The organism is Akkermansia massiliensis (assembly GCF_018847375.1).
Lineage (GTDB): Bacteria > Verrucomicrobiota > Verrucomicrobiia > Verrucomicrobiales > Akkermansiaceae > Akkermansia > Akkermansia massiliensis.
In genome coordinates, this window is record NZ_CP072036.1 from 2,148,609 (window position 1) to 2,165,193 (window position 16,585).

The 16,585-nt window shown below is 58.4% G+C and carries 14 protein-coding genes; 4 read left to right on the forward strand and 10 right to left on the reverse strand.

What is annotated here, in order from left to right:
- The gene (locus J5W70_RS08985; RefSeq protein WP_022396651.1) at window positions 1–1,011 is read left to right on the forward strand and encodes a polyprenyl synthetase family protein; all 1,011 of its coding nucleotides are present in this window, start codon (window positions 1–3) and stop codon (window positions 1,009–1,011) included.
- Between the two features lie 254 nt (window positions 1,012–1,265).
- Here J5W70_RS08985 and J5W70_RS08990 read toward each other — a convergent pair whose 3' ends face one another.
- On the reverse strand, window positions 1,266–1,922 hold the full coding sequence (locus J5W70_RS08990; protein ID WP_022396652.1) for a hypothetical protein: 657 nt from the start codon (window positions 1,920–1,922) through the stop codon (window positions 1,266–1,268).
- Between the two features lie 523 nt (window positions 1,923–2,445).
- On the opposite strand from J5W70_RS08990, the gene J5W70_RS08995 reads away from it, so the two are divergent.
- Complete coding sequence (locus J5W70_RS08995; RefSeq protein ID WP_022396653.1) at window positions 2,446–3,003, forward strand: pentapeptide repeat-containing protein; 558 nt, start codon at window positions 2,446–2,448, stop codon at window positions 3,001–3,003.
- A 106-nt stretch (window positions 3,004–3,109) separates the two neighbouring features.
- Here J5W70_RS08995 and rsgA read toward each other — a convergent pair whose 3' ends face one another.
- The 4 genes from rsgA to J5W70_RS09015 form a co-directional block, all read right to left on the reverse strand.
- Complete coding sequence (gene rsgA / locus J5W70_RS09000) at window positions 3,110–4,165, reverse strand: ribosome small subunit-dependent GTPase A (RefSeq protein WP_022396654.1); 1,056 nt, start codon at window positions 4,163–4,165, stop codon at window positions 3,110–3,112.
- Window positions 4,162–4,941 carry a class I SAM-dependent methyltransferase gene (locus J5W70_RS09005; protein WP_022396655.1) on the reverse strand — a complete coding sequence of 260 codons (780 nt, stop codon included), beginning with the start codon at window positions 4,939–4,941 and terminating at the stop codon, window positions 4,162–4,164. The genes rsgA and J5W70_RS09005 overlap by 4 nt, the downstream gene beginning before the upstream one ends.
- Before the next feature lie 487 nt (window positions 4,942–5,428).
- Window positions 5,429–6,787, reverse strand: a complete 1,359-nt coding sequence (locus J5W70_RS09010) for a POT-type proton-dependent oligopeptide transporter (protein WP_022396656.1) — start codon at window positions 6,785–6,787, stop codon at window positions 5,429–5,431.
- A 157-nt stretch (window positions 6,788–6,944) separates the two neighbouring features.
- A complete protein-coding gene (locus tag J5W70_RS09015; RefSeq protein WP_102728268.1) occupies window positions 6,945–8,720 on the reverse strand; it encodes a peptidylprolyl isomerase in 1,776 nt (591 codons plus the stop codon).
- A 330-nt stretch (window positions 8,721–9,050) separates the two neighbouring features.
- Between J5W70_RS09015 and sufT the strand changes: the two genes are divergently transcribed.
- Window positions 9,051–9,596 (forward strand): putative Fe-S cluster assembly protein SufT, encoded by a 546-nt coding sequence (gene sufT / locus J5W70_RS09020; protein WP_022396658.1) that lies wholly within the window; start codon window positions 9,051–9,053, stop codon window positions 9,594–9,596.
- 4 nt (window positions 9,597–9,600) lie between these two features.
- Window positions 9,601–10,074: a hypothetical protein gene (locus tag J5W70_RS09025; protein ID WP_022396659.1), complete on the forward strand. Its 474-nt coding sequence runs from the start codon at window positions 9,601–9,603 to the stop codon at window positions 10,072–10,074.
- Window positions 10,075–10,447: 373 nt separating this feature from the next.
- Here the strand turns inward: J5W70_RS09025 and J5W70_RS09030 are convergent, their stop codons facing one another.
- The 5 genes from J5W70_RS09030 to nuoL form a co-directional block, all read right to left on the reverse strand.
- Window positions 10,448–10,600, reverse strand: coding sequence for a hypothetical protein (locus J5W70_RS09030; RefSeq protein WP_022396660.1), 153 nt, complete (start codon window positions 10,598–10,600; stop codon window positions 10,448–10,450).
- Window positions 10,601–10,602: 2 nt separating this feature from the next.
- Window positions 10,603–11,493, reverse strand: coding sequence for a DUF3472 domain-containing protein (locus tag J5W70_RS09035; RefSeq protein ID WP_022396661.1), 891 nt, complete (start codon window positions 11,491–11,493; stop codon window positions 10,603–10,605).
- A 377-nt stretch (window positions 11,494–11,870) separates the two neighbouring features.
- The gene (locus J5W70_RS09040) at window positions 11,871–13,253 is read right to left on the reverse strand and encodes an NADH-quinone oxidoreductase subunit N (RefSeq protein ID WP_022396663.1); all 1,383 of its coding nucleotides are present in this window, start codon (window positions 13,251–13,253) and stop codon (window positions 11,871–11,873) included.
- Window positions 13,254–13,300: 47 nt separating this feature from the next.
- Window positions 13,301–14,725 (reverse strand): complex I subunit 4 family protein, encoded by a 1,425-nt coding sequence (locus J5W70_RS09045; RefSeq protein WP_022396664.1) that lies wholly within the window; start codon window positions 14,723–14,725, stop codon window positions 13,301–13,303.
- A gap of 21 nt (window positions 14,726–14,746) precedes the next feature.
- A complete protein-coding gene (gene nuoL / locus J5W70_RS09050) occupies window positions 14,747–16,579 on the reverse strand; it encodes an NADH-quinone oxidoreductase subunit L (protein WP_022396665.1) in 1,833 nt (610 codons plus the stop codon).
- Between the last annotated feature and the right edge of the window lie 6 nt (window positions 16,580–16,585).

Here is a 16,585-nt window from a genome sequence, read left to right on the forward strand (position 1 = left end):
ATGTCCATCCCGTTCTTTTCGAAATTACGATCCCAGAAGCACTATCTTCAACTGGTCAAGCCGGAATTGAAGCAAGTTTCTGAGTTTGTGGAAGCCCAGGCATCCTGTTTTGACCCGGAAGTCACCGACTACTTGGAAACAGTGTGCCAGTCCAAGGGGAAAATGCTCCGGCCGGCCCTGGTTCTGCTGGTAGCCGGCGCCACGGGCGGCATCAAGGAAGCCCACATCCGGCTGGGAGCCCTGCTGGAAATGGTGCATCTGGCCTCCCTCGTGCATGATGACGTGATTGACGAGGCCGACAAGCGCCGTGACGAGGCCACCGCGAACGCCCTGTGGGGCAACAGCCTGGCCGTACTGCTGGGGGATGTTCTCTTTTCCCATGCCATGGTGCTTGGTACCGAGTTCGGCAGCACGGAATTCTGCCGCAGGCTGGCGAACACCGTCAGGGACGTATGCCAGGGGGAAGTGGCCCAGTCCAGCCGCCTGTATGACCTGAGCATGACCCGCGAGGAATACTTTGAAATCATCCGGAAAAAAACCGCCTCCCTGTTCTCCGCCGCTACGGGCGGCGCGGCGTGGATCTCCGGAGTGGCCCCGGAAGTGGAGGAATCCCTTTACCAGCTGGGAGACCTGCTGGGGGTAGCCTACCAGATTTACGACGACTGCCTGGACATGGTGGGCGATGAAGACGATGCCGGCAAAACGCTCCACACGGACGCCACCAAGGGCAAGCTGACCCTCCCCATCTTCAACCTGCTGGAATGCGGGGACAGGAACGTGGAAGCCACGCTCAGGGACGCCATTGAAAACCGTGAAGTGGTGGATTACTCCGCCTTTCAGGACAACCCCGTTTTTGCGGAGGCCCTGGACAAGTCGATCCAGGTGGCTCTGGAGAAAAACGAGGCTGCCCGTGAAATCCTGTGGCTCCTTCCCCAGACGGAATACCGTGAGGCCCTGGCGGAAATGACCTTCTACATGGACGAGTTGCTCAACGACTGCCGTATCTCCTGAGCTTCATTCACATCCTTAAAAAGGGAGGACGGTTTCCGGAAATGGACTTCGGCAACTTGTCTGGAATCCAGAACGCTGTTCACGAAGGCAGGCTCCGTGGCATTTTTTTAAACCGGGACCGTTTCCCAGGGCTCCTTCCTCATGAAACGGTCCCTCTATCCGGGCCTGCGTGCCTCCCTGCTTCACTGGACGGAAAATCCGTTTCCATGGGCTGGCTTTTTTAGAGCGGGAGACCGATGAAGATGCCTTGCAGGTCAGCAGGCGCAGCCTCTCCGGCGGCCTGGCGAAGCTTGTGCGGGCAGGATGGTGATGATTTGGTTCTGCAGCAACTGCACTTTGGAGGCGCGCTGTGCTGTGATGTTATTGGTTTGCTGGAGGGGATAACACCCTTGATTGCTGTTACCGAGCTCATCTATATCAAATAACCGGTTTTCTCCCCAGTGCTTGGCGAGCAGTTTGGAGTTATCCGTTGTTGCATATCCGGCAATAACGCACCAATGTGCATGCGGAAGGTCCGTCCACTGGACGCCAGTCCGGGGGAAACCGTGTTTTTCGTTTTGCTTATCATTGATAACTTGAAAAGGAACGAGGGCATACCCTCCCTGATCAATGGTGTCCCGGATGGTTTGTTCATGAAATAACTGGCAGGCGGCGGAGCAGCTTCCGTTGGCTCTCGCATGGATGAAACGGGCAAAATCGTGGGGATGGAAAACTTCCCCTACCTCGCTTAAACAGCCCTCTGCACGATTGGTGAGGGGATATTGAACGGCCAATTTTAAAAGCTCCATATTCGTCCATGCGGCATCAGGATTGAAGCAATTGAGGACATAGGAGGCTGCGTAAAAGCCGCAGGAGGGGTGGGACGTCTGCCGGTCCATCTCCTCCCGATAGGTATTGGGAACGGTACACATGACGTAGCCTGCGTAATGGGCTGAGGAGAAGGCGAGTATATTTTGGTTCCGTGTCATCTTGATTACCGGGGTTCATGGAGCCGGTGAATGAAGATATACGGCTGGAGGAAAATTCCGGAAAGGCTGGCTTGGCGGGAGGAGGCATCCGGTTTTTAAAAGGCGCCTAAACCATGTTGGAAAAGGGCGCCGTATTCAGGATTCGGGGTGTAGCGTTGGCTCGTTTGGAACTATACGGATGGGAACAGGTAGATAGCAAATGGAGAGGGGCAACGCGTTTTTTGGCGGCGGCAGGGAGCATCCGGAATGGTTTTATCTTTTTCCTCAGGCGTCAGCCGGGCCTGCGAGCATGCGCGGAGGCGGGACGGCTTGCAGACAGCCAGCTTCCATGCTAAAAGGCAGGGAAGGAAAGTAGAATAATTCGGCGGGTATGGAAGGAAAGTTTTCTCCTGCGTTCTGCTTCCCGGAAAACGGTGATTCCGGAACATTGAAGCAAACACGGAGCGGCAACTCCCATCAACATGATATGACTGAAAACGAGACCTTTGAGAAAGTGGATTTCCATGAAATGGAGCTGGATGATGAATACTATGATTGCGTATTCGTCGCGTGTGATTTTTCAAAGCTGGTCATCCGGAATACCGATTTTGAGAAGTGCGAGTTCAGGGCGTGCAATTTCACGCTGGCCAGCTTCAAGGGAGCCCTCCGGGATGTTGCCTTTGCCGACTGCAAGATGACTGGCGCAGACTTTACGGACATCGACAGGTTTTCGGACGGCCTGGTCTTTGAAAACTCGCATCTTGATTATGCCAGCTTTGTAGAAGCCAGGTTGCGGAAAACCGTTTTTCGCGGCTGCAAGATGTATGAGGGGTACTTCAATGACGCCGACATGGCGGAATCCGTTTTTGACCGCTGTGACCTGGAACGGGTTTCTTTCGTCGGAACCAATTTGGAGAAAGCCGATTTTTCAACCTCTTTCAACTTTTCGATCAATCCCGCCATGTGCAAGCTGAAAAAGGCGGTCTTTTCCCGGCATGGGCTGGAAGGGCTGCTCGCCCATCTGGACATTGACATCAGGGGATAGGAGCGCGGCCACGGTTTAACTGGAATACGGAATAGGCCGTTATAGCGGGTAAAACAAGAATGCGGGCATTCCCGTTTCAGGAATGCCCGCACCGTTTCAACGCAGGTTAGAATTTGGAATTCCGCTTCTTCACTTCCTCTACGAGTTTGGAAAGGGATTTTCCCTTTTTGCGCTTATCATGTTCCGAAGCGGAAAAGTATTCCGCTTCCCGCCGGAGCTTCAGATAGCTTTCATAAACCTCGCGGTCCAGCAGGCCGGTGTTCACTGCTTCCAGGACGGCGCATCCGGGCTCATGGATATGCCCGCAATTCTTGAAACGGCATGCCGCCGCGAAGTCGGAAATATCCAGCGCTTCTGCAAGGGAACCGGGCTGGCCGATCGCCAGGCCGAATTCCCGGACGCCCGGAGTGTCTATTAAAACGCCCGAACCGTCCATCAATACCATTTCCCGGCGGGTGGACGTGTGCCGTCCTTTGCCCGTGGAGGAGCTTATATGGGAGGTGGACAGGACCGGTTTTCCGCACAGCGCATTCACCAGGGAACTTTTCCCGACGCCTGAGGAACCGACAAACACCACTGTTTCCCCTTCCGGAATGGACTCCCGCAGCCGTAGAATCGACTGGGGTTCATGAATGCTTGTAAAAAATACAGGCATCCGGCGCTCCAGGTGTTTGACCTGTTCTTCAATGCCCTGCCTGTCAAACCCTAGATCGGCCTTGTTCAGCACCAGTACGGGTTTGATTCCCTCTTCCAATATCTGAACCATGAAACGCTCGGCTCTGCGGATATTGAAATTATCATCCAGGCTCTGGACAATGAATGCCTTGTCCACGTAAGAGGCGATGGCCTGCCTGTCGGAAACCGTTCCGCTTTTCTTGCGGTACAGGGTCCGTTCATGGGGCAGCACATCGACGATGATTCCTTTCGTTTCATCAAAGGGCTGGAAAATCACCCAGTCGCCCGTGCAGGGCAGTTCAAAGGCTGGTTTTTCATACATCATGTTTCCCCTTAATTCGCACTGGAACACTCCGTTCTCCGCCACGATCTCATAACACGTCCTGTGCACGATGGCGATGCGGCCATGGGGCAGGGCGCTGTACGTAGATTCCCGTTTGAGCCGGCTTAACTTCTCATTCCAGCCGTAAGCATTTAAATGAATCATTGTTCCGTCTTTTTTGCGATGTAAAACACGTAGCCGTAGAATTCCTTGTACCTGCGGTATAATTCCTCTTCATGGCGCAGGGATGCGACTAATTCCGCGGCGGCTTCATTTCCCGGATATTGATGAAGGAACATTTCCTGCACGGGAACCTGCGGAGCGTAATAATGCTCCGTCCAGCAGCTTTCCGGCAGAATGAAGGAAGCGACAGGCACGTACCCGGCCCTCTGTATCTGGGCTATCTTGTTGGGTATGGTGTCTATCTCCGGATACATGTCCATCCAGAAGCGGTGAATCTCTTCCGGACGTTCCGCGGTAAACCACGAGCTTTCGGAAATGGCCAGGTAGCCTCCCGGTTTCAGGAACTTGCGCCATTCGTTCAGCCCCCGTTCAAAGCCGATATTGTAAATGGCCCCTTCCGACCAGATCAGGTCCAGTTCTTCTTCTGCAAAAGGGAGCTTGTCCATGGAACCGACGATGCCTTCTACCCTGTCCTGCAAGCCTGACTGTGTTGCCTGGCGGTTGAAGATGCGGATGAAATCCGGGAACAGGTCAAGCCCCGTAACGCTTCCCTGAACATGTGCGGCAAGCGTCCTGGTCTGTCCGCCCGTGCCGCAGCCGAGGTCGGCGATGCGGGATTGTCCGGTCAGATTGTCAATGAAGCCGAGGGCCTTGAGGGTAGCCTCCGGGCTGCCGGGGCCCTGCCGTTCCAGGCGCGAGAAATATTCGCAGATGAAATTGAAATCGAATTCGTGAATTGTTTTGTTTTTATTACTCATTAATTTAGTAAATGTTGTATGCCATGAGGGCACGGCACAGCGGCGCCGTCATCGTGGCAGATAGATTAACGTTGAAATTCCAATAATACGGAACTTCCTCCCGGAAGGGATAATCCGGGAGCAAACAAAAGGGGACAACCGCTACGGAAAGTACCGGTTGTTTACAAGGCCGAGGCCGATTTAAATGAAGTATTAAACATGAAGCAAAGATATATCGTCTTGTGCCGGACTGGAAATGCGCTGCCGATAAGATTGTTTCAGAAGCAACTTTTCCGGTGCGGCGGGGAACAGGGGTAAATCCCCGTTCGCCTCATATCTTCTCTGTAATTTGTATTTCCAATACTTTCCCGAAAGTATGCCCGCGGACAGGATGTGCGGGCCGTGCCGGAATTTCGCACGGTCCGGCTGTCTTTTTCAAGACATTATTATGTCTGCTGTTCTCCGGAGCCGGAAAAAACGTCATTCCCGCGCGTCGGGGATGCTTCCTCTACTCCGTCTTTCCGTACCTGCGCGCCCGGAAGGAATAGGCTACCGCCACCACGGCGGCGAGTATGGCGTACAGGATGAAGCGGTCTGTGGAGATGGCGTTGGCGGATTCTCCGTTGGACAGGAAAAAGGTGATGGCGGCCACCAGCATGTTGCCTGCAAAGATGGTGAGGTTCCAGAAGCTGGTGATGACGCTTTTCAAATGCAGCGGAGCCTGCGTGTAGGCGAATTCGAGGCCGGTGGTGCTGAGCAGGATCTCGGAAATGGTGAGCACGCAGTAGGGGATCAATTGCCACGCGATGGACATGGAGGCGCCTCCCTCCAGCCTGTATTGCAGGAAAGCGACAATCAGGAACGTCACAGAGCTCAGGGCCAGCCCCGTTCCAAGGCGCACCAGGGGCCGCGCCAGCGTCACCACCTTCGGATAGACGAATACGGTGATCAGTGGAATGAACACCATCACGAAAATGGGATTGGCCGCCTGGATTTGCGCCGGCCCGATGGACCAGTCTCCGCCGCCCGGGAGCGGGATGGAAAGGGGAATCATCCTGCTGCCCTGGGCCACCCAGGAGGAGGCCGTCTGTTCAAAGATGGACCAGAAGGGAATGATGAAGACAAAGATGGAGAGGATTTTCAGGATGTGCCGGGCGTCCTCCACGGCGGAAGCTCCGCAGCGTTGCTCCGCATTCTTCCAGCCCCCGTGGAACAGGACGATGAAGAGCACTTTCCAGAAGCCGGCGCGGCCGTTGTTGCGTTCAGGCGGCGTTCTGTGGTACTTCTTGCGGCCCAGCCAGAAGACGAAGGTGGCGATGCCCATGAAAATGCCCGGAACGGCAAACGCCCAACTGTACCCGTAATGCTGTTCCATGGCCGGAATGACCAGGAAGGAGAAGAAGGAGCCCAGGTTGATAGCCCAGTAAAAGGCATTGAAGGCCTTGGTCATCAACTGCGGGGATTTGTCCGGAATCTGGTCCCCCATGAAGGCGGAGACGCAGGGCTTGATGCCTCCCGCGCCCAGCGCGATGATGAACAGGCCCGTCATCAGGATGTAACGGCGCGCTTCAATGGTATGGAAGAGGTCCGCCATGGCCAGGACTCCGTGCCCTACGCAGTAAAGCAGGGAAATGTAAAGAATGGTCTTGTACCGGCCCCATACCTTGTCCGCCAGCCATGCGCCCGCCAGGGGAAGCAGGTAAACCATTCCCGCGAAGACGTGGAGGGTGGCGGTGGCCCAGTTTTCGCTCATCAGCAGGTGGCCCGTCATGTACAGCATGAGGATGGACTTCATGCCGTAGAAGCTGAAGCGTTCGCAGGCTTCCGTTCCGATGATGTACCTGGACTGGGCGGGGAGGGCGCTCATGGATGATGAAGGGGGAAGGGGGTCAGGGATGGCGGAACAAGGGCAATAAAAATGATGGCCCCGGTGCGGGGGCCATCATAGGAAGGTATTTTGGCGGCATTCCGCCCCTGTGCGGCGGGACACGGGGGTAATGACGGCTGCCAGGAAAGGAAGGGTGTTAGCGTTCCTGGTTCAGGATGGGGGCGATCTCCACCTTGTACTGGGCGATGCACGCTTTCAGCCAGTCCAGCATGATCATGGATTTGGCCTGGGCGGTCAGGGCCGGGGCAATCTGCTGGGTGGCCTTGATCTGGAACTCCGGCGTATCCTCCAGTTCGCGCTTGACGAGCTGGGTCAGCAGGATGCCGTCCCCCGTGTTGATGGGCTGGGCCATCCGGCCGGGGTTAATGACGGAAACCGCCTGGAATACTTCTTCAGGGACCGGGAGTTCCTTGGGCGGAGCCAGGCGGGAATTCATGGCGCGGTCCAGAAGGGCCTGGAGTTCTTCCTGGCTTCTGGCGTTTTGGAGGTTGACGCTGCTCAGGAGGGCGTTCGGATTGATGAAGGGACCGTAGGCGGCGGTCTTGGCTCCGGCCTTCCCGGCGATGGCGTTGAACTGTTCCACGGGCTTTTCAGCCTTCTGCAATTCCGTGTTGAGTTCGGCGGCGGCCTTGTTCATGGATTCCACGGTCATGCTTTCCAGCAGGTCGGCGCGGGCGCTGTTGCGGGCGGTTTCATAAGGCAGCGCCTTTACCGGGGTAACGCCTTCCAGGCGGACCAGGACGACCTGTCCGTTTTCCAGCACCTGCATGGTGCTGATCTGTTCGGCTCCGGTCTTGGCGCGCGCTTCTTCAATGGCCTTGGCGTCCGCATCCGCATTCAGGGCGGGGGCTCCCGTCAGGGAGAAGGCCACGTCCAGCAGGGTGGCGCTGCGTCCGTCGGAGGCGGACTGGTTGATCGGCTGGTTGATTTCCTGGGGCGCATTCTTGCGCGTCACGGCCGTGTAGGACTTCTTCTCCATCTTGCAGACGTCGGGAGTCTTGGCCAGGGCTTCACTGATGGCTTGGTCCATGTTCCTGCCGTTGGTGGCGTTCAGCGGTTCCCAGATGTCATTTTCCACCAGGTTCATGGTTTCCATGGTGGCGTTGGAAATATCGCCGGGCTTGGGAGCCTGGGCATCGCCCGCGGGGGTGAAGGTGTACACGGTGAAGAAGCGGGCTTCCTCGTTCTTGTAATTTTCCTTGTGCTTGTCCCAGAAGGTTTTGATTTCCTCTTCTCCCGGGTCCGTCTTGGGACGGAAGGCGCTCTTTTCCAGGAAGGCGGTGTTGACCGTGATCTGCTGGCTGTTGGACTCCGCCACGGCTTCGGCAAAACCGGATTCCACGGAAATGCCGCCGGTCAGCACGTCCTTGATGCGCACCAGGCTGATGGTGTCTTCCATCAGGCCGCGCAGCAGTTCCTCCTGAAGCTTCTTGCCCATGTTGCCGCGCATGGAAATGAAATTGTCGTACTTCCGGGGGTCGAAGACGCCCTTCTCATCCTGGAATTCGGGAATGTTGCAGATGGCGTCGTCAATCTCCGTAGTATTGGGCGTCAGGCCCAGCCGGCTCGCCTCCCTGCGGATGATGCCGCGGTAGGCCAGGAAAGCGGCGTTGGGATTATTCGTTTTCAGCAGGTGGCAGAGTTCCCGCAGGCTTTCTTCCGAGCTGAAATTGTCCTGGAGCAGCGGGCCGAAGGTGGAAGGGAAGGAGAAAGCCACGGACAGGCCGGTTCTGCCCATGCTGTTGTAATCCTTTTCTCCGTAAGACTTGCCGTCCACGGAAACGAAGGTTTGCTTGAACATGCCGGTCAGGGAGCCGCCGCTTACGTCCCCGCCGATGAACATGAGGCCCACAAACACCAGGGCCATGGCTGCCATGATGACGATTGTATGTTTACGTAAGTAATCTAACATGGAATGTTAAGTTGAAGATGCGCGTGTGGCCGGTCCCGGACTGACGGCAGCCTGGACAGCCCGGACCTTTTACACCTTTTCCCGCCGCTAGGCAAGAACGAAGCTTTCCGCTTCCGGCGGCTTTTCCAAAACATTGCGGCATGCGCTTTCCTGTCATGAAGGGCGTTTCCGGTCACGGCAGAACAGTTTTTGACCTCGACGGTGATGCAAATACCCCTTATGTTGCTCCTGCGCGGAAGGTTCCGGATGCCGCAGGGCGGTCCGGCCTCGTGGGGCCTGTTCCCTCCCGCGCATGTCCGTAGCCGGATGTTCCTTTAATCGCAAGGATTTATGCTGAACCAGGTAGTAGAACTCAAAAGAGAAGTGACGGCGGTCCAGATCCCCAGAGGGGATGTGCTCACGCTGCCGGAGGGGGAACGCGTGTATATCACCCAGATACTGGGCGGCTCCTATACCGTGGCTACGGACCATGGCCTGGCCCGCATCTCCAGGGAAAATGCGGACGCCCTGGGAGCGGAAGCGGCGGAAGCCTCCCCGGAGGCGGCTGAACTGGATGAAAACGCCACGCTTGAAGAACGGGTATGGGATACGCTGAAATGCGTGTACGATCCGGAAATCCCCGTGGATATCGTCAACCTGGGCCTGATTTACGACGTGACCGTCATCGAGCTGGAAAACGGCCTGCATCACGTGGCGGTCAAAATGACTCTTACGGCGCCCGGCTGCGGCATGGGACCCCATCTGGTGATGGAGGCCAAGGACCGCATTGAAGCGCTGGAAGGCGTGGAGGCCGCGGATGTGGAAATGGTGTGGGACCCCCCCTGGAATCAGGACATGGTCAGCGAGGAAGGCAGGATGAAACTCGGATTGATCTGACTCCATGCCGGTGACATTGAAATTATCCGACGACGAGGCGCGCGATCTGGCGGAAATGCTTTCCACCGCCGCCACGGTGGCCGCCTCCAACCAGCAGGACGGGGCGGAAGGACGCCTGGTGGCATGGGGAAAGCTGGTCTCCCGGCTGATGGAGGAACTATCCGCCACGCCCAAACTGAAGGGCCGCATTGCCTACGCGGACGATCTGGGTGGGTACGCCTTCACCCGGGAATATGAGGAAAACGCCTTTTTCCAGGACTGCCTGGACGAGTACCGGGACAACATTTTCTGGGCGGACCTGGTGACGCGCATGGCGGACAAGGCCATCAGCGAACACCTGGGGCCGGAGTACTTTGAAAGCATGCCGGAGGAGGAACGCCGCCGGACGGCGGAAGCCCTGGAAAAATCCCTGTGGCAGGAATGCGCCAGGTACGGCATTGACCGGCTGGGTTTCATCCTTCCCCCGTCGGACGGTTAAAAGGGAAAATTGTTCAAGGAATATCCGTGAACCGGATACTGCCTGAATGGCGGACGGCCCGGACTGCATGCGTGGATGCGCTGGGGATGGCTGGCGCGTGCGTCGTGCGTTTGCGTGGCTATTGAGCAGATGGACGGCGTATTTATCCTGTTCCAGGTTTTTGGCTGGCACGCGTTGCGGAAGCGCCGCAAGCCCTGCGTCAGCTGAAATGAAAAACGTCCGGCAGGGGGGTACTGGTTTTCAGGATAAAAAGTCCGCTGGCGCTCAGTTTTACCTTGGGGGCCGCGGGGGAGCTGCGGCAATCCCCGGATGGGCAGGACAAATCCGGGCAGTTTCCGCGGACCGGGAATTGTTCATGCGCCGGGCCGGAGCCTTATTCCTCCGGGTCCTCCGGCATGGGAGGGGTAGGGCTGCCCAGGTGTTCCGTCTCCTTGGGAGTGGAGAGCACCTTGTAATACGCCCATGCGGCGGCGGTCAATACGCCGCCGATGGAAACGATCATGGTTAGCCAGCCGGTAAGGGACATGATTATTTGATGTTCTCCTGAACGAGCCTGGTGACGACTTCATCAGGCTGGACAGGATTGGCATCCTGGGGCAGGGGACGGTTCTGGAACAGTTTGAAATCCGTCATTTTTGTTTCTCCGCCCGTCTGGAGCAGAACGGAACCGTTGGGCTGGATGTCTGCCATGACGTTGGTGGAGGGGGTGGGATCGCCGGTGAACGTCACGCTGGTGTTGGGGTGCCATTTGCCGTCCTTGTACGCGAAGCTGGGGCCGAAGAAGGCGCCGCGGGCTTTCTTGGCGGATTCAAAGTTGCGCATGAAGTCTTCCACGAATCCGACGGAGAAGGAAAGTTCCTTTTCCGAGGAATGCGTTTTCCATTTGGAAATGAGGTCCCAGGACTTGTCCTTGTTGTTGAAGTAGTAGCCGCTGATTTCCTTGAATTTCCCCATCTTTTTGACGCAGACGAGGAAACGCATGTTTTCCCCGACGGTCCAGGGATAGTCCACGAAGCTCTGGCCGCCCGTTCCTTCGCCGCCGAAGCGGCCGGAGCGCGCGTTTTCACCCAGCTTTACCAGTTTGGTGCGCTCTTCTTCCGGCACGCTGTTGGGGTTGTCCCCATGGGCCACCGGGTCCCAGATGGAAAAGATGATGACTTTTTTACCGTTGGACTGTTCCTGAAAGCCGATGTAGCCGTCGTCAAAATTCATGGCGCAGAAGTAGGTGCCCGGAACGGATGTCTTGGCTTTCACTTCATTGTACAGGGCGCTCGCCTGGGCCGGGTGGCCCTGCTGCATGACATGGACGGAACGGCACTGGCGTTTTGCCAGCAGTTCCGGGTCTTCCTGGGCATGCAGGAGAGTGGTTCCGGAGAACAGGGCGGCGCAAACGACGGCTGTGGCGGAGAAAAGACGCATGGTTTTGAATGATTGATTGATGGTTGGCCGCTCTCCGTCCGGAGGGATGGAGGCTAGCAAATAATTAGTACGGGCTAATTACGTTTGCCCTGTGGGAAATCTCGCATGGAAACTGCACTTTTTTCAAGATTTTTTCGGCATGAGCATTCCGGAGAAATTCATGAAACTGGGGGAGAACCGCAAGCCTTTACGGCAACCGGAATTGCATATCCGGAAGGACGCCCCCATGATGTGGTCTTCCATTTGTTTGCTTTCGTTCAATGCGGCTGATTGATTCCTTTAACTGCCGCAAAGGCCCGCGGCGCTTCCGGAATGAAGAAGGCCGTCCCGCGCGGATGCGGGAACGGCCTTCGGGATGATGAACGGGAAATGTCGTTCTACCGGATGGGGTTCAGGAAGAGGGGCATCAGGCCTCCCAGCACGATGAAGATGGAGAAGGCCGCCAGCATCACTCCGGAAATGACGGGAACCTGTACGGGGTCCGCGTCTTCTGCGGGCTTGTCCCAGTACATGGAGCGGATGACCTTGAAGTAGTAATAGAAGCCGGAGGCCGCGCAGATGATCATGACGGGGAGCATCCAGCCCAGGTACAGGCCCGTGTTGATGACGTGCACGAAGGAGATCATTTTGGCGAAGAAACCGGCTGTCAGCGGCACGCCCGCCAGGGAGGCGAACATGATGGTGATGGCCAGCGCCAGCCGGGGATTGGTCTTGCCCAGGCCGCGGAAGGCGGAGATTTCCTCGCTCCCGCGCTGGATGCGGACCATGGCGAGGGCGAAGAAGGCGCCGAAGGTCATGACCAGGTACACGGCCAGGTAGAACGGGGCGTTCGGGGCAAGCCGGCCGTCCACGGTGCCGATGAAGAGGGGCAGGATGAACCCGGCCTGGGCGATGGAGGAGTAACCCATCATGCGCTTCAGGTTGGTCTGCGGAATGGCGCCCAGGTTGCCCACCAGCAGCGTAGCCGCAGCCATCAGGGCTATGACGAATTCAACGGGAGGCAGGGCGGCGAAGGGGGCCAGGATGATGCTGAGCAGGGCAAAGCCGGCCACCTTGGAGGCCACGGAGAGGAAAGCCGTCACTGGAGTGGGTGCGCCCTGGTATACGTCCGGAATCCACAATTGCATGGGAACCGCGCCGATTTTGAAGGCCGTGCCGAGCAGCAGCATGGCGAGGGCCAGGTACATGGCGGGGGCCGTCTGGCCCGCCAGCGCGTGGCTGACGATGGCTCCGTCATAGATGAAGGTTCCCGTGACGCCGAAGTACCAGGCCAGGCCGAAGACGAGGAAGCCCGTGCTGACGGCGCCCAGAATCAGGTACTTGATGCCCGCTTCCGTGGAGCCCAGGTTCCGGCGGAAGTAGCCCACCATGATGAAGGAGCTCAGGGTAAGCACTTCCAGGGAGACGAACAGTTCCACCAGGTTGGAGGCTTTGCACAGGGAGGTGATGCCCACGCAGGCCAGCAGGGGAAGGATGTAGAATTCCCCCGTGCCGTCCTGGGACTTGGAGTCGTTGGAAGAGAGGTTGATGACGGCCCGGAAGTCCACGGACAGCAGCAGGGTGACTGCCGTGGCGACAAGCGCCAGGATGATGTAGACATTGTCATAGAGCCCCCCCATGTAGAAGGGGAGCATCGCCAGGGCACCCGCCGCGCCAATCAGCCCGAAGACGAATTTGGGCGTCTTTTTGCAGAAGGTCTCGGCCAGGAGCATAAGCATCGCCAGGCCGGCCAGGATGAATTCCGGAATATACGCTTGCATGGGTAAAAGAAGATCGGGTTAAACTTGGATTGTATTCGGAAGGGGAATCAGGAGAAGAACTGGAGCACCAGCGTGGGGAAGAAGCCGAAGACCGCCAGGGTGATCGTCAGGAAGTAGTTGGCCGCCCGTTCGGAAGGCAGCAGTTCCGTGGCGTAGGCTGCGGCCTTGGAGAGGTCCCCCTGGAAGATGTTGCGGTAGGCCCTCAGCATGTACACCGCGCCGATGACCAGGCCCCAGAGGCACAGGATGGTGGCGATCTGGACAGGGCCGAAGCTGTCGTTAAATCCGGCGAAGCCGGAGAAGAAGACCATGAATTCCCCCGGGAAGTTGGCGAGGCCGGGGAGGCCGATGGAGGCCATGCCCGCCAGGCCGAAGACGAAGGCCATGCGCGGCAGCCTGGTGCTCAGGCCGCCCAGGGAGTTGATTTCCAGCGTGCCGGTCTGCTTTTCAATCTGTCCGCAGAGCAGGAAGAGCAGGGCGATGGTCAGGCCGTGGGCCAGCATAAGCAGGGCTGCCCCTTTCAGCGCCCAGGGGTTGGCTTCCGCGGAACCGGAGGCCACCAGGGCGGCGAAGGCCAGGAAAATGTAGCCCATGTGCATCACGGAGGAGTTGCCCAGGAGCAGGTCCAGCCTCTTCTGGTTGACGGTCACGTAGCCTACCCAGATGACGTTGCATACGAGCAGGACAAGGAGGATGTTCGTCCAGGGAAGGAAGCCAGTTTCCATCAGCGGCTGGAACATGAAGAGGCCGTACAGGCCGAACTTCTTGAGCACGCCCGCATGCATCATCGCCACCGGAGCGGGGGCGGAGGCATACGCGGGGGCTGCCCAGGAGTGGAAGGGGAAGAGGGAAATCAGCGTGCCGAACCCGGCGATCAGCAGGGCGCCGATGAGCTCCGCGTGGGCGAGTTCCCGGCCGCCGGCCATGAAGTCTTTCAATCCGGAGAAGGTGAAGCCCGCCTGCGTGCCGATCATCAGCAGGGCGGCCAGCAGCACCATGGAGGCAAGCCCCAGGTAAAGCGTGGCGCGCCAGGCCGTGGTGCGGCGGTCGCCCCGTCCGTACAGGCCGATCATCACGAAGGTGGGGATGAGGGCCAGCTCATGGAAGGCGAAGAAGGAGATGATGTTGTCGGACAGGAAGGCCCCGGTGGCGCCCGCGGAAATCAGCAGGGCGGAGTTGTACCAGGAGGCTTCCCCTCCCTTGGGCGGATTGGTGCCCAGCACGGTGGCGAAGGTCACCAGGATGGTCAGCAGCAGCATCACTTTGGCCAGGGCCGGGGCCAGGGTGAGCTGGAGGTCCATCCCTTCAAAGCGGGACCAGCAGGAGGAGCAGCCGTCAAAGCTAACCAGGGCCCAGATGCCGAGGGCCAGCGTCAGCGTGGCGCTGAGCAGGGCTGTCGGGCGTGCGGGCGCCTTGCACAGACCGATGAGGGCCGTGGCAATCAGAGGAATGAGAACAAGCCAGATAAGCATGGTGTGTGATTGGTTGGTAGGTTAGCAGGAATAGAAGACGGTGAAGTAGATGACCAGGAGCAGGCCGATGCCGAAGAGGGCCGTGTAGGCGGCCATGCTGCCGGACTGGAGGCGGCGCAGGAGGGAGCCCACGGCGGCGGTCAGCCGCGCCAGGCCGCCCACGATGAGGCCGGAGATGATGAACTGGTCCATGAAGTCGATGATGGCGGCCAGGGAGCCCTGGATGCCCCTGACCAGCACCTTGTCATAGAACCAGTCAATGTAGAGGCGGTTGGCGAGGGCGCGGGAAACGGCGTTGCCGGAGAGCTTGTCGGAGGCCGGGGAGCCCGCATAGAAAACGGCCGCCAGCAGGATGCCGAGCACCAGAGCCCCCATGGAGACGTAGAAGGGCATGCCGATATGGAAGCTTTCGGAAACGAACCCGTTGAAGGGCACCAGCCTGTCAGCCATGAAGCCGTAGCCGGAGATGAGGGCCAGCACGGCCAGAATCAGCAGGGGAACCAGCATGAGGCCGCCCACTTCCGTGGCGTGTTCCGAGCTGTGGCTGCGGCTCTTGCCGAAGAAGACCACGAAGATCACGCGCATCATGTAGAAGGTGGTCAGCAGGGCCACGCCCGCGCCGATCCAGAAGAAGACCGGGTTTTTGTGCAGGGCGGCTTCCAGAATGGCTTCCTTGGAGAAGAAGCCGGACGTGAACGGAATGGCGACCAGCGCCATGGTCGCGATGATGAAGGTGAGGGAGGTCAGCTTCATGCGCTTCATGATGCCGCCCATTTTCCAGATGTCCTGTTCATGGTGGCAGGCGAAGATGATGGCGCCCGCGCCCAGGAAGAGCAGGGCCTTGAACCAGGCGTGGGTGAAGAGGTGGAACATGGCCGCTTCCCCGGCCAGCAGACCCAGGGCCATGACCATGTAGCCCAGCTGGGAGAGGGTGGAGTAGGCCAGCACGCGCTTGATGTCATTCTGCTGGGTGGCCATGAAGGCGGCGATGACGGCCGTGACGGCGCCGATGACGGCAATGACGTTGCAGGCCAGGGCGGGGAAGGCTTCCACGCCGATGGAGTACTGGACGCGCACCATCATGTACACCCCGGCGGCCACCATGGTGGCCGCATGGATCAGGGCGGAGACGGGGGTGGGGCCTTCCATGGCGTCCGGAAGCCACACGTGCAGCGGGAACTGGGCGGATTTGCCCACCGCCCCGCAGAAGAGGCACAGCACCGTGATGTTCAGCAGGGTTTCACTGAGGCCCGCGGGCATTTCCATCAGGCTGAAGTCCAGCGTGTTGGTCAGCGCCCAGAGGGTCAGGATGCCGATCAGGAAGCCGAAGTCCCCCACGCGGTTGCAGATGAAGGCCTTTTTGGCGGCGTTTGCGGCGGCGTCCCTGGTGTACCAGTGGCCGATGAGCAGGTAGGAGGAAAGGCCCACCAGCTCCCAGAAGATGAAGGTCATGGCGATGTTGTTCGCCAGGACGATGCCCGTCATGGAGAACATGAAGAGGCTCAGGCACGCGAAGTAGCGCGTTTTCGCCTTGTCGTCCGCCATGTAGCTCAGGGAGAAGATGTGGACCAGCAGGCCGATGCCCGTGACCACCAGCATCATGCGGGTGGAAAGGGGGTCCAGCACAAAGCCCAGGTCAACGGAAAAGACGTCGGAGATCGGAAGCCAGGAGAAGGAGTCCGAGCCGGTCTGGTCCAGCAGGCCCAGGGAAAGAACGAAGGTCGCCAGGCAGGAGAAGGTGGAGGTGAGGGCCGCGACGTTCGGGCGCCGGGTCAGCAGGAACCAGTTGAAGGCGGCTACGACCAGCGGCAGGAAGAGCAGGAGCCAGGTGTATTGAATATCAATATTAAACATGTTCGT